Annotated in this window: 10 protein-coding genes; all 10 read left to right on the forward strand. The window is 31.6% G+C overall.

From position 1 onward, the window contains the following. Positions 1-161: 161 nt before the first annotated feature. The 10 genes from ACHRVL_RS14355 (at position 162) to ACHRVL_RS14400 (ending at position 14530) form a co-directional block, all read left to right on the forward strand. Positions 162-3878, forward strand: coding sequence for a SusC/RagA family TonB-linked outer membrane protein (locus ACHRVL_RS14355; RefSeq protein WP_395413884.1), 3717 nt, complete (start codon positions 162-164; stop codon positions 3876-3878). 11 nt (positions 3879-3889) lie between these two features. Further along, the gene (locus ACHRVL_RS14360; RefSeq protein WP_395413886.1) at positions 3890-5374 is read left to right on the forward strand and encodes a RagB/SusD family nutrient uptake outer membrane protein; all 1485 of its coding nucleotides are present in this window, start codon (positions 3890-3892) and stop codon (positions 5372-5374) included. A gap of 19 nt (positions 5375-5393) precedes the next feature. Next, positions 5394-6254 carry a putative zinc-binding metallopeptidase gene (locus ACHRVL_RS14365; protein WP_395413888.1) on the forward strand — a complete coding sequence of 287 codons (861 nt, stop codon included), beginning with the start codon at positions 5394-5396 and terminating at the stop codon, positions 6252-6254. Positions 6255-6299: 45 nt separating this feature from the next. Continuing rightward, positions 6300-7652: a DUF4302 domain-containing protein gene (locus ACHRVL_RS14370; RefSeq protein ID WP_395413890.1), complete on the forward strand. Its 1353-nt coding sequence runs from the start codon at positions 6300-6302 to the stop codon at positions 7650-7652. Positions 7653-8285: 633 nt separating this feature from the next. Further along, positions 8286-8492 (forward strand): hypothetical protein, encoded by a 207-nt coding sequence (locus ACHRVL_RS14375; protein ID WP_395413892.1) that lies wholly within the window; start codon positions 8286-8288, stop codon positions 8490-8492. Positions 8493-8645: 153 nt separating this feature from the next. Beyond that, positions 8646-9392, forward strand: a complete 747-nt coding sequence (fabG, locus tag ACHRVL_RS14380; RefSeq protein ID WP_089055474.1) for a 3-oxoacyl-[acyl-carrier-protein] reductase — start codon at positions 8646-8648, stop codon at positions 9390-9392. A gap of 79 nt (positions 9393-9471) precedes the next feature. Beyond that, positions 9472-11499: a hypothetical protein gene (locus ACHRVL_RS14385; RefSeq protein ID WP_395413894.1), complete on the forward strand. Its 2028-nt coding sequence runs from the start codon at positions 9472-9474 to the stop codon at positions 11497-11499. A 33-nt stretch (positions 11500-11532) separates the two neighbouring features. Further along, entirely contained in the window at positions 11533-12564 is a 1032-nt protein-coding gene (locus tag ACHRVL_RS14390; RefSeq protein WP_395413897.1) for a hypothetical protein, read from the forward strand. 28 nt (positions 12565-12592) lie between these two features. Further along, positions 12593-13489 carry a LysR family transcriptional regulator gene (locus tag ACHRVL_RS14395; protein ID WP_395413900.1) on the forward strand — a complete coding sequence of 299 codons (897 nt, stop codon included), beginning with the start codon at positions 12593-12595 and terminating at the stop codon, positions 13487-13489. Between the two features lie 75 nt (positions 13490-13564). Then, positions 13565-14530: a YeiH family protein gene (locus tag ACHRVL_RS14400; protein ID WP_395413903.1), complete on the forward strand. Its 966-nt coding sequence runs from the start codon at positions 13565-13567 to the stop codon at positions 14528-14530. Positions 14531-14533 lie beyond the last annotated feature (3 nt).

Here is a 14533-nt window from a genome sequence, read left to right on the forward strand (position 1 = left end):
AAAAATGAAACTGCCTATGTGAAAAAGAATGTTGTAAAAAAAAGTGCCGTGATGCTGTAACACCACGACACTTATTAAATTGAATTTTCTCTCTGTAAAGAGTAATTCATTCGTTTCTTAGAATACACTCGAATAAGTATTAATCAAAACAAATCAAAATTATGAAAAAACCAGTTGTTAAACAACGATTACTCTATAGAATCATGAAAATAACACTATTTCAGTTTGTCTTAGCACTTGTGTTTTCAAGCTTTGCTATGGCAAATAATGTAAATGGGCAAAAGAAATTAGATACAAAAGTTACAATTACAGTTGAGAATTTGACTCTTGATAGTGCTTTGTCTAAAATCGAAAAGTCTGCACATGTAAAATTTTCGTATAATTCAAGACTTCCTCAATTGAGCCGAAAGGTTAGTATTGAGGCAAATCAAGAGACTTTATCTAGTATTCTTAGTCGAATATTAGTGCCTTTTAATATTGCATTTTCAGAAGTAAGCAATCAAATTATCTTGCAAAAAACAACAAGCGAAGATCCGTTTGCAAGTGCAGATAATCATGATTCACTTTTTGAAGTATTAACGGCAGGACCAATTATCAAAGGAAAAGTAACTGATGCAAGCGGAAGCCCTCTTCCTGGAGCAACAGTAATGGTAAAAGGTACAAAAACTGCTGTATTAACAGATTTTGATGGTAATTTCTCTATCGAGATGCCTTCAAACTCTGATAAGCTTGTTATTTCTTACGTTGGTATGGAAACTAGAGAAATAGGTATATCTAATACTACTCCAACGGTAGTTCTTAGTGAAGTAGGACAAAACTTAAAAGAAGTTGTCGTAACTACAGGTTATGAGAAAACATCAAAAAGAACCTTTACAGGGGCGATCAGCAAAATTTCTGGTGCTGAATTGAAAGTTGATGGTGTTGTTGACGTAAGCAGAATGATCGAAGGAAAAGCTGCAGGGGTTACCGTACAAAATGTTACAGGATCTTTTGGTACTACTCCTAAAATTACGGTACGTGGATCATCTTCTATTTTTGGAGATACAAAGCCATTATGGGTAATTGATGGTGTTGTTCAGGAAGACATCATTAATGTTTCATTTGCTGATTTGGCTTCAGGAAATTCATCAACATTATTAAGCTCATCTGTTGCGGGTTTAAATGCAAACGATATTCAAAGTATTGAAATTCTTAAAGATGCATCTGCAACTTCAATCTATGGTTCTAGATCGTTAAATGGAGTTGTAGTTGTTACAACTAAACAAGGACGTAGAGATTCTCCGTTAAAAGTAACTTATTCTGTTGAAAATACGGTAAGAACTGTACCTAGTTATACACAATACGATATCTTAAACTCTCAGGAGTCAATGAGTGTTTTTCAGGAAATGAAACAAAAAGGATATCTTGATTTAAGTTCTTCATATACAGGTAGATTTGGTGGTGCTTATAATATTCTTGCAAAAGAGATTAATCGCTATAATGATTCAAATGGTCAATTTGGAGTTAAAAACGACCAGCCAAATATTAACCAATTCTTAAAGAAATATGAATTAGCAAATACAGATTGGTTTGGTGTTTTATTTAGACCATCTATTACCCAAAACCACTCATTAAGTTTTTCTGGCGGTGGAAAAAATAATACGTTCTATGCCTCATTAGGATATTATACAGATCCAGGATGGACTATTGCAGACAATGTAAAACAATTAACATCAAACATAAAAGGAACTTTTTTTATAAACGACAGATTAAATATTACGTTATCTACAATGGGTTCTGTGCGTGATCAGCAGGCACCAGGATCTTATGAGAGTCAAAAAGATGTTGTTTTTGGTAAAGTAAACAGAGATTTTGATATAAATCCATTCAACTATGTTTTAAGTACAAGCAGAACTTTAAGACCTTATGATGATAATGGTAATTATGAATACTACCAAAATAACTGGGCACCAATGAATATTGTAAATGAATTGGCTAATAATACATTGGATATAAAAGTAAACGACATTCGTTTTCAAGCTGATTTAGATTATAAAATCAATAAACATTTGACGTATAATTTAACAGGTTCTGCTCGTTATGCAAATACTTCAAGAGAGCATAAAATTTACGAAAATTCAAACGTAGTTGCGGCATACAATGCAGGTGTTGGGGATAATGTAAATACACAAATACAAAAAGACAACGTGTTTTTATATCAAAATCCAAACGATTTAACGGCGCCAAAAATTTCTGTTTTACCAAGTGGAGGATTTTTAAGAAAATTCACAAACGACATGACTTCTTATAATATTAGAAATAGTGTTACTTACAGAAATACATTTAATGAAAAACATGAAGTAGAAGGTTTTTTTGGTACAGAGCTTAGATCTGTAGATAGAAACAATGACAATTTTACAGCTGTTGGTATTCAATTTGACAAAGGATTAACTTCATTTATTGATCCTAAAATAATTGAGAAAATTGTAAATGGAGGAGACTCATACTACGATTTTGGTGCTGAAAGAGAGAGAACTGTTGGTTTCTTTGGAAAAGTTGGATATACTTATGATCGTCGTTATACAGCTTCGTTAACAGGTCGTTACGATGGATCTAACAGACAAGGTGATACAGGATCGTCAAGATGGTTACCAACTTACACAGTAAGTGGAAAATGGAATGTTGCTGAAGAAAAATTCATGAAAAATGTTGAGTCTATCAATACTTTGGCATTAAGAGCTTCTTATGGACTTACAGCAACAGCTGGTCCAGCTACAAACTCATTAGCAATCTACAAAAGTTTTATCACAGACCGTTTTAATCTTTCGGATAGAGAAAATGCTATACGAATTGAAGATTTACAGAATAAAGATTTGACATGGGAAAAACAGTATGAAACTAATATTGGAGTAGATTTAGGTATGTTCAATAATAGAATACAATTGACAACAGATATCTACAGACGTAAAGCGTTTGACTTAATAGATTATGTAATTACTTCTGGTGTTGGCGGACAATCTGTTAAACAAGGTAATAATGCCGATATGGAAACAAAAGGTATTGAGCTTGGATTTACGACGCAAAACATTATAACTGACAACTTTAAATGGTCAACAACATTGAATTTTTCAGTTTATGATCAAAATATTACAAAATTAGCAAACAAACCATCAGCATTTGATTTGGTTGATTCTAATGGAGGAAATACAGTAGGACACCCTAGAAACTCAATCTATTCTTACCAATTTACAGGGTTGAATAATCAAGGATTGCCAACTTTTATTTTGCAAGACGGAGCAGAGAATAATATTACAAAAGCAAACTTTCAGGATACTAACGATGTTATGAAATATCTTAAGTATGAAGGATCTATTGAGCCAAATAAATCTATTGGTTTTGCAAATACATTTACTTATAAAAACTGGTCATTATATGTTTTCATCGTAGGATCAGGAGGAAATAAAGTACGTTTAAATCCAGTTTATAGTAATGAATATAACGACTTAACCGTCTTTACTAAAGAGTTTACTAATAGATGGATTAATCCTGGAGACGAGAATGTTACAAATGTTCCTGTCATCGCAGATAGAATATTAAATAGAAATTACGGAGAAAGCGATTTACAAATTGCGTACAATACTTATAATTTTTCTGATGTAAGGGTTGCTGACGGTGATTTTGTGAGATTGAAAAATATTTCGCTTAGCTGGGAGTTTCCTAAAGATTTTAAAAGAAAACTTGGACTTAGCACTTTTACTTTAAAAGGATCAGCGGTAAATCCATGGTTGATTTATTCTGATAAAAGATTACACGGACAAGATCCTGAGTTTCGTAATACAGGAGGAGTTGCTTTCCCAATCACTTCTCAGTATACATTTACTTTAAATGTTTCATTATAATAAGATTAATTATGAAAAATATAAAAATAGCATTTTCATTACTATTAGTAATTAGTATTAGTAGCTGCGATGATTTTCTTTCAGAAGTACCAGATAATAGAACGCAAATAAATACACCTGAAAAAATTTCAGAAATATTAGTAACTGCTTATCCTAATGCAACATATATGGGGATAGCAGAAACAATGTCTGATAATGTATTTGACAGTGCGTTACCGAATTCTGACTTAGATAATAAACAAAGTTACAACTGGGAAATGCAAACGCAATTAGGACTTGATACCGAAGAGTCTTTTTGGAGCGCTTCTTATAGTGCAATTGCATCAGCAAATCAAGCATTAGCGGCAATTGAAGAATTAGGCAGTCCAGCTAGTTTAAATCCTCAGAAAGGAGAAGCATTAATTGCAAGAGCTTATTCTCACTTTATGTTAGTTTCATTATGGTCAAATAGATATAATCCTGCAACCGCAGCTACAGATTTAGGTATTCCATATGTTACAAAACCAGAAGGAGCCTTATTAGCACAGTACAAACGTAATTCTGTAAAAGAAGTTTTTGATCTTATCGAAAATGATATTAATGAAGGAATGAAATACGTTACTAGTGATTACAAAGAAGTAAAATATCACTTTAATGTTACTGCAGCAAAAGCTTTTGCCAGCCGTTTTTATTTAGTTAAAGGAGATTGGAGCAAAGTATTGGAATATACAAAAGACTTAGGTACGAGACCAGCTGGACTTAGAGATTATGCTGCTTTTAATGCAGTTCCTTATGAGGAAATGCCTATAGAATATTCTAGAGCGGAACAAGTAGCTAATTTGTTAGTAGCCTATCCAAATTCAACTTGGAGAAGAAGTTACTCTTATAGATTTACTCTTGCCGGAAACAGATCAGATGAAATTTTAGGAACAGCAACTAATATTTATGCTAAACCTTGGTTAATTCGTGCGGCAGGTCAATATAAAGGAGGACAAACAGTTTTAGTGCCTAAACTTTATGAATATTTCAAAGTAACTAATCTAACTACAGGAGTTGGAGAGCCTTTTACAAGTACAGTGCTTTTTAGTAATGATGAGTTTTTCTTGAACAGAATCGAAGCTCATGTTATGAATAATCAAATTGCAGAAGCTAACGCTGAATTAGAATATTTCCTTGGAACCAAAACAGCAGGATATAATCCAGCTGCGGATAAACTAACAGAAGCCAAAGTAGTAGCAAAATACCCTGTGATTGCTAATGAGTTTACTCCTTTTTATACTTTAACGCCAGTGCAGGCATCTTATATAAAAGCAATTGCGGAAGCTAGAAGAAGAGAATTTTTACATGAAGGTTTGAGATGGTTTGATATCAAACGTTTTAATCTTGTGGTAACACATGATACGTTTGAGTTTGGAAAAGTAGTGAGACATAACGTTTTGGAAAAAGACGATAAAAGAAGAGCATTACAAATTCCAGCTAGAGCATCTGACAATGGAATAGAAAAAAATCCTAGATAAAAATTTAATTTTAACTATTATGAAAATATTAAAAAGATATAAAGCGATTGCATTAATTACAACATCATTGTTGTTTACTGCCTGCGCACATGAAGATCAGCCAACAGAAAGTCAATTAGATTTTTCGCAGAAAAATAAAACAGAATTAGACAAGTGGATTGATACTGGTTTTTTAGATCCTTACAATATCAAAGTGTATTATGAATGGAACCAAAACCTTGTGGATAATACTCGTTATTTATTTCCGCCAACTATTGATAAAGTGAAACCAGCTCTTGAAGTAGTTAAAAAAATCTGGATTGACAGTTACACAACTATTGGAGGTGCAAATTTCGTAAAGAAAATTGCTCCAAGAGAGTTTGTTCTGGTAGGAGGGATGAACTTAAACACAAATGGTACAAGAACATTAGGATTGGCTGAAGGCGGTCAGAGAGTGACTCTTTTTCAAGTAGATTATCTAAACAAAAAAAGCAGACCAGATGTGACTGAGTTTATTCATACTATTCAACATGAGTATGTACACATTTTAAATCAAACTAAACCTTTTGACGAACAGGCTTGGGCAAAATTAACACCAAGCGGTTATACAACTAGCTGGTATGTTGAAGAAATTGAAGATTCTAGAGAGTTAGGTTTTATAACAAGCTATGCAAGATTAAATATTTATGAAGATTTTGCAGAAACAGCTTCTGTAATTTTAACAAGTTCTAAGGCTGAGTATGCTGCAATTCTGGCAAGTATTACTGATCCTGTTGGTAAAGCTAATATTCAAAAGAAAGAGGCAATTGTTGTACAATATTATAAAGATGCTTTTAATATGGATTTTTATGCTCTAAGAGACGAAGCGCAAAAAAATACAGATGCTGTAATCGCAAACTAAGAGTATTAATAAGGAGCATTAATTAATGTATTAAAAATTGATATTATGAAATTAAAATATATATATAAGTATTTGATAGTTGCTTTTGCGGCAATACTATTAGGTGCGTGTACAAGCACGGAAGCTGACGAGAAATTTGAGCAGACACCTACTGAACGTTTAAATATTCAGAAAAAAGAACTAAATGATTTATTGCTTTCATCTGCAGAAGGATGGAAAGCCGTTTATTATACAGATAGTACACAATTAGGAGGCTGGACACATTTGTTTAAGTTTACTCCTGATGGAAAAGTAGACATGGCATCAGATTTTGATGACGATACATCGGTTTATAAAAGCCAGTACGAAATTCAGTTAGGAAGTACAGTAAGTTTAGTATTTACAACAGGCAATAGAATACATCTTTTATCTGAGTCTAATAATTTTCCAACAGCAGCGCTTTTTGGTAAAGGATATTTAGGAGACTTTCAGTTTTTCTATTACGGTCAAAAAAATGGAGAAATTATTTTTAGAACCAATAGAAATTTTCATGAATTAAGATTTGTAAAAGCCAAACCACAAGATTGGACTGATTTACCAAAAAACACACCAATAATCGAAGCAATAACAGGAAACATAACAAGTCCTTTATACAGATTATTGGTAGTAAATGATGGTTCTGCTATACAAAACTATCAGTTTGATTATAACTCTGATGCTCGTTTTGGTACCGCAGCATCTTTAGCGACTGGTTCTAATGATGTTCTAAATTTAGCATTAGCATTTACACCAACAGGCGCTACAGTAAAACCGGCATTAGTAGTTAAAGGTCAAAGTTTAACAAATTTTGTATACGACAGCGTAAGTAATACTTTTATTGCAACTGGAACAGGTGGAGTATCTGCAACAATTAAATTTACAACAGTTCCTCCAATCTTAACAGATGATTACAAAGTTGCTTTCCCAGCTGCAGGAAGCCCGGCAAATGCATTTGGTTATATAGCACCAAATTTAACCGAAGCACCTACGAATTCGGAACTTTTCAAGGCACTTTTAGCTGAAGTTAACGCATCACTTCCTGCAAACCAGAAAGTTTCACGTATTCAATTTAGTTTTTCTCCAGGAGGAGTAGGAGAGATTATTTATCTTTTTACAGGTGGAAAACCTATTATTTACCATAGAGTAAGTATTACGGCAGATGCTGCGAATAAAACGATAATTCTAAAAAATACATTCTGGCATAATGGTTCAGCAATTACACCAGCGCCTGCATTCTTGAAAAATCTAGATGATAAATTACTTGATCCTAAAGGATTGTATGTTAAAAAAGAAAGCTTCAAGTACAATGCATCAAATGCAATTTACACTTTCTCAGGAGCTTCAAGCGGATTTAGATTAACTACTTATGCATTTCAATAATTTTTAACTTTTTTATATTTTGAATAAAAGGCAGCTCATCTTTTGAGCTGCTCTTTTAAACAAATTCATGTAAAGAGATATAAAGGTTTAATTTTTAGAATTAAAATCTAATCATTTAAAAATTCCGAATATGTTGAAACAGTATCTAACATTACCAAGTATTATTTCATTATTTCTGATTGTAATGGTTTTGATAGTATCACTAGTTTTTCCTGAATACGTAAGGTATTCTTATTATGGGGCAATAGTGATAATGATTCCTTTTATAATTTTTGATCTTATAAGAAAAAGAAAAGAGGATAAAATAGATGGTACAGAATACTTTAAAATATCAGTTTACAATATTTTCATTGCAGCAGCAATGATGGTAGTTTTGTTTTTTCTCATTAACTCAAACTATCCTTCACAGTTTTAATTTTAGTTTTACTTTTTTGTATTTTGGATAAAAAGCAGTTCATTTTTTCGAACTGCTTTTTTAATATTATTTTAAGAATAAGATTATATTTTTGAATTTAAAAAGAAAAATATTCTTATATTTATACTTGAGAATGAGATAGATATGTCTTTTTCTTGGTCTGAAACTCAACAGACTTAAAAAGATTGAGAACAAAAACATCAAACAACCTAATTATTATGTTAAAAACAATTTTGAATTTTAAAGGAGTTGAAGTATTAAATGTAAATGAATTAAAACACACAGTTGGCGGACTTGAGAGATGTATAGTATCTTGGTCGCCATATCCTTATAATGGTCCATGTATTATGCTTCCGCCTATAGAACCAGCAGAACCAAGAGAGCCAATTTGCAGAGCTACAATTGATGGTATAGAGTGCGAATAAAAAATATTTTTCAAACGGTTTCATAAACTATTGAAACGGTTTTTTTGTTTTTAAGTTAAAGCCCATTCCATCCCAAATTTTTCATCACAAATTTTATTAAACGCCCAAATAATCTATATTTGTATTTCAAAAAATAAAAACGAATACTTCAATATGAAATTACTAGAAGGAAAAGTAGCAATCATTACTGGCGCGAGCCGAGGAATTGGAAAAGGAATTGCAGAAGTTTTTGCTAAACACGGAGCAAACGTAGCATTTACATACAGCTCATCTGTAGAATCTGCTCAAGCTTTAGAAGCGGAGTTAAATGGTTTAGGAGTTAAAGCAAAAGGTTACAAGTCTAACGCAGCCGATTTTAATGAAGCACAAACTTTTGTTGATGCAGTTTTGGCTGATTTTGGTACAGTAGATATTTTGATTAACAACGCAGGAATTACAAAAGATAACTTGTTAATGCGTATGTCAGAAGCTGATTTTGATCAAGTAATTGATGTAAACTTGAAATCAGTTTTTAATATGACAAAAGCAATTCAAAAAACGTTTTTAAAGCAGCGTGCAGGTTCTATCATTAATATTAGCTCTGTTGTAGGAGTTTCTGGAAATGCAGGACAAACAAATTATGCAGCGTCAAAAGCAGGTGCAATTGGTTTTACAAAATCAGTAGCTTTAGAATTGGGATCACGTAACATTCGTTGTAATGCAATCGCTCCAGGTTTTATTGAAACAGAAATGACTGCAAAATTACCAGAAGATGTAGTAAAAGGATGGAGAGACGGAATTCCGTTGAAACGCGGAGGAACTACTGAAGATGTTGCAAACGCTTGTCTTTTCTTAGCATCAGATATGAGTGCATACGTTACAGGACAAGTGCTTAATGTTTGCGGAGGAATGCTTACTTAATATGTTAATTGATTATGGTTTGTTGTTTATTGTTCAGAACCAAAAACGATAAACTAAAAACTATAAACCAAAATAAAATATGACTACAAACACGATTTTATTATTATTGCTTTCTTTAGTAATAGCGGGTGGGTTATCGTATTTTCAATATTTTTTTAAAGCCAAAAACAAATCAAATCTGATTTGGTTTTTGGCTTTTTTACGTTTTCTAGCCATTTTTGGATTATTGGTGTTGCTTATAAACCCTGTAATTTCAAAAAGTTCGTTGGAGATTACCAAAACACCTTTGGCAATTGCTGTCGATAATTCAAGTTCAATAACCGCATTAAAAGCAGACAAAAAAACAGCTGAATTATATCAAAAGCTAATTTCAAATCCAGCATTAAAAGAAAAATTTGATATTCAATCCTATCAATTCGATGCCGATTTTAAGGCTTCAGATAAATTTGACTTCAAGGGCAAACAAACCAATTTAGACGAAGTTGCAAAGAATTTAAAAAGCATCAACAAAAATCTGATTTTCCCAACTGTAATTATTACTGACGGAAATCAAACTACAGGAAACGATTACGTATATCGATTTGATCCTGTTAATAAAGTTTATCCTTTGGTTGTAGGAGATACAACCACTTTTCTTGATTTAAAAATAAATCAGTTAAACGTAAATAAATACGCCTTTCATAAGAACAAATTTCCTGTGGAAGTTTTTCTTCAATATGCAGGCGATAAATCTACAACTGTCGATTTTACAATTTCGCAGGGAAATACCGTTGTTGCAAAAGAGAAAGTTTCTTTCTCACCATCTAAAAAAACAGCAGCTTTAAATTTACTATTACCAGCTGATAAAGTAGGATTGCAAATATTTAAAGCCAGTATTTCATCAACTGCAAAAGAAAAGAACAGCTATAATAATATTAAGAACTTTGCGGTAGAAATAATTGATCAAAAATCTACCATAGCAATTGTTTCAGCCATAAATCATCCAGATGTAGCTGCTTTAAAACGCTCAATCGAAGTTAATGCACAACGCAAAGTAATATTGGTTAAGCCAAATGATATCAGCCAGCTGCAAGAAGCATCTGTTTTAGTTTTATATCAGCCGACATCGGCATTTAAAGCAGTTTTTGACAATAACAAACAAGCCGGAAGAAACACATTTATTATTACAGGAAACAACACCGATTTTAGTTTTTTAAACCAACAGCAGAATAATCTGGTTTTTAAAATGAGCGGACAAATCGAAGATTATTTATCTGAATTTCAATCACAGTTTAATTTATTTGCGGTTGATAATATTGGTTTCGAAAATTTCCCGCCATTGCAAAATTTATTCGGAACAATTTCCACAAACGGAAATGTATCTGTTTTACTTTCTTCAAAAATTAGAAACGTTTCTACAAATGCTCCTTTGTTGGCTTTCGCCGAAAATCAAGGAAAAAGAACAGCCTTTCTTTTAGGCGAAAACAGTTGGAAATGGCGTTTGCAAAGTCATATCGACAATCAGTCATTTGAAAAGTATGATGTATTTATAGATAAAATAATTCAGTATTTAGCAACATCAACATCAAAGAAATCTCTTGTTGTAGCACACGAAAGTTTCTATAACTCAGGAGAAGAAATTATAATCAATGCACAATATTTTAATAAAAACTATGAGTTTGATGAAAAAGCAAGACTAACAATTACCGTTACAAATGCCGAAACCAAACAAGTAAAAAACTACGATTTATTAAAAGGAAATAATGCTTTCTCCGTAAACTTAGAGGGATTAACCGCAGGAAAGTATAATTTTACAGTAAAAGAACTAAACTCAAATACATCGTATTCAAGTCATTTTGAAATTTTAGATTTTGACATTGAGAAACAGTTTGTAAATCCTGATATAGCAAAACTGAAACAATTAGCACTGCAAACCAACGGAAAAGCGTTCTTTGAAGATCAAGCCGATGATTTGATTCAAGAGCTTTTAGAAAGTAAAGAGTACAAATCGATTGAAAAAAATGTTTCAACAAAAACTCCAATAATTGACTGGGTTTGGTTATTGATTTTAATTGCGGCTTTGTTAACGACGGAATGGTTTGTTAGGAAATATAACGGATTGTTGTAATTTTAGAATTTTTATTTTGACAGCCTGCTATTTATGAAAAAAATATTTGTCATATTCTTTTGGGCTTTTGCACTGCAATTGTACTCACAAAATGTAATCGAATTAAGATCTGATGAAAAAGTTGAGTCTAAAATTATAGGAACATATTTAAAGGAGAACAACTTATATGTATTAAATTCTGAGAAGCTAAATTTAAATAGTAAGATGTTTTATATGTTTTATAAAATTGATTTAGATAGAAGAAAAATTTTAAATAAAATAAGAATAGAAGACGGAGAAATCTATAAAGATCCTTATTTTAAAGATATTAATGATTCAATATATTTATTAAATAAGTCTACTTTCAATTATTTTGCAAGTTATTTTGTTTTTGATTCTGATTTGAAAACTCAAAGAGGTTTTAAAAAAACAAATATTGCTGATTATGTAAATTCTCAGGGAATTCCTTTTTTTAATGATTTTAACTATGAGAAAATCTATTTTGATGGAAAACAAATAGAAGAAGGCTCTTTTGCGTATTTCTCTTTAGAGGATAAAAGTGTCTATACTTTTAAATCGTCATATAAAACGAAAAATATTTCTTTTTCAAAAGTAGATTCTAAAAGCTCATATAAAAAAACTTATGCTTTCAAAGAGCTGCCTAACTATGTGAATGATTTTACAGAGTATAGTAAGTTTCGGTACAATAGCAGCTTTTTTCCATCCATTAATTATATATTCGTTACACCTGAAATAAGAAATAACGCCATTAATTTAGAATCTTTTTATTATTTGAAATTTGATAAAAAAGAAGGTGGTTTAGTAAAAATTGGAATTCCAAGTGTAAATAATATTGGAGATTGTGACAAAATTAAACCATTATCTAAGTCACAATACGAAATTACAAATAATGGAAAAGGAACTTTAATACAATTTGGAGTTGATAAAGATCAAAATTTTTGTGTTTGTGAATCAAAGAAAATAGGAGAAAATTTTTCTTATCAGGATATTAAAGAATTTAAACAAAAAAAACTTTATATTGGATATGATTCTGAATCAAAAACAGCAAAAGTGTATTTTGACTGAATGAATCAATAAATTTTAGAAACAAAACATGGACTTCAGGCTAAAAGTATTCTATACCGTTGCGCTCCGCCTTAATTTTACTAAAGCGGCAACAGAGCTATACATTACGCAGCCAGCTGTTTCTAAGCATATTCAAGAACTCGAAGAAACCTATAAAACAAAGCTTTTTGAGCGAAACGGTTCTAAAATTGCTTTAACTCCAGCTGGAGAAATTCTACTAAAACACGCCAAAGAGATCTTTGAAATTTATCGCGAGATCGATTTTAAAATGAGTTCTTTTATAAACGAACGCCAAGGTTTATTGCGATTGGGAGCAAGTACAACAATTTCACAATATATTATTTCTCCCGTTTTGGCTCGTTTTCATCAAAAACAAAAAGACATAAAAGTCAATTTGTTAAACGGAAATACAGAACAAATCGAAAATGCTTTAATCAACAAAGAAATTGAAATTGGAATTGTCGAAGGACAGTCAAAAAATCAATCCATAAAGTATATTCCATTTTTAAAAGACGAATTGGTTTTAGTCTGCAATAGCAATAATCCGTTTGTAAAACAAAATGAAATTTCGGTAAGTGATTTAAAATCAATGAAATTCATAACACGTGAACGTGGATCTGGAACACTTGAAGTTATAGAATATGCATTGAAAAAAGCAGGTTTAAAATTCTCAGATTTGCAAATCGAAATGCAATTAGGAAGTACCGAAAGTATTAAATCGTATTTATTAAATTCAGACTGCTTTGCCTTTATGTCTATTCATGCGGTTAGTAAAGAATTGAAAAATAAAGAATTAACGGTCTTAGATGTAGAGAAGTTATCTGTAGAAAGATACTTTTACATCATCACATTGTTAGGTAAATCTGATTCCTTATCAGAGCTCTTTATCCAAAATATATCAAATCATTATAACTTGAAGTTATAGTCGATTGTAATTTGCGATTGGGAGTTTTGTGTAAAAGAATAGAACTTTGCAGAATAAATTTTTAATTATTCTATTTTGAAAACAAAAGAACATACAGCCTCACAATTATTCGAAGTTAATCGTTACTTACAACAAGCCATTTTTGCAGCTGTTATCTTTTTATGCTTATTTTCGATCATTTCACCACCAATTGCTTTATTGTTTGGAGTTGTAATTGTAAACATATTTGGTAATCCATTTGTAGAATTCAATGGTAAAGCAATCACATTTTTATTGCAGTTCTCCGTTATTGGATTAGGATTTGGAATGAATGCATCAAGTGCAATTTCGGCTGGAAAAGAAGGTTTTTTACTAACTGTATTCTCTATATTCAGTACTTTGATTTTAGGAACTTTTTTAGGAAAATGGCTGAAAACGGATAAAAAAACATCTCACTTAATATCTTGCGGAACTGCAATTTGTGGAGGAAGCGCTATAGCAGCGATTTCGCCAGTAATAAAATCAAACGAAAATGAAACCTCAATTGCTTTAGGAGTAATATTTATTTTGAATTCAATTGCCTTATTCGTTTTTCCATTTATTGGTCACCAGCTCGATTTGTCGCAAAAAGATTTCGGATTATGGTGTGCGATTGCTATTCATGATACCAGTTCTGTAGTCGGTGCGGCAAATAAATATGGAGTCGAAGCTTTGCAAATCGCTACAACTGTAAAATTAGCAAGAGCTTTATGGATTATTCCAATTTCCATTTTAACAGCTGCAATTTTTAAAAGTAAAAATTCAAAGATTAAAATTCCTTACTTCATAGGTTTGTTTATTGTCGCTATGCTTTTAAATAGTTATGTTCCTGCAACAGCAGTAATTGCGCCGCATATTGTAAATATTGCTAAAGTTGGATTAACAATAACCTTGTTTTTAATAGGAGCAACATTAAATGTAAATACTCTAAAATCAGTAGGAGTGAAGCCTTTATTACAAGGCGTGTTTTTATGGATTTTTATAGCAGTTTTAGGTTTAGTATCAATTTTGTATCTCGGTTAAATC

The sequence above is a fragment of the Flavobacterium sp. FlaQc-28 genome (assembly GCF_044007415.1).
Lineage (GTDB): Bacteria > Bacteroidota > Bacteroidia > Flavobacteriales > Flavobacteriaceae > Flavobacterium.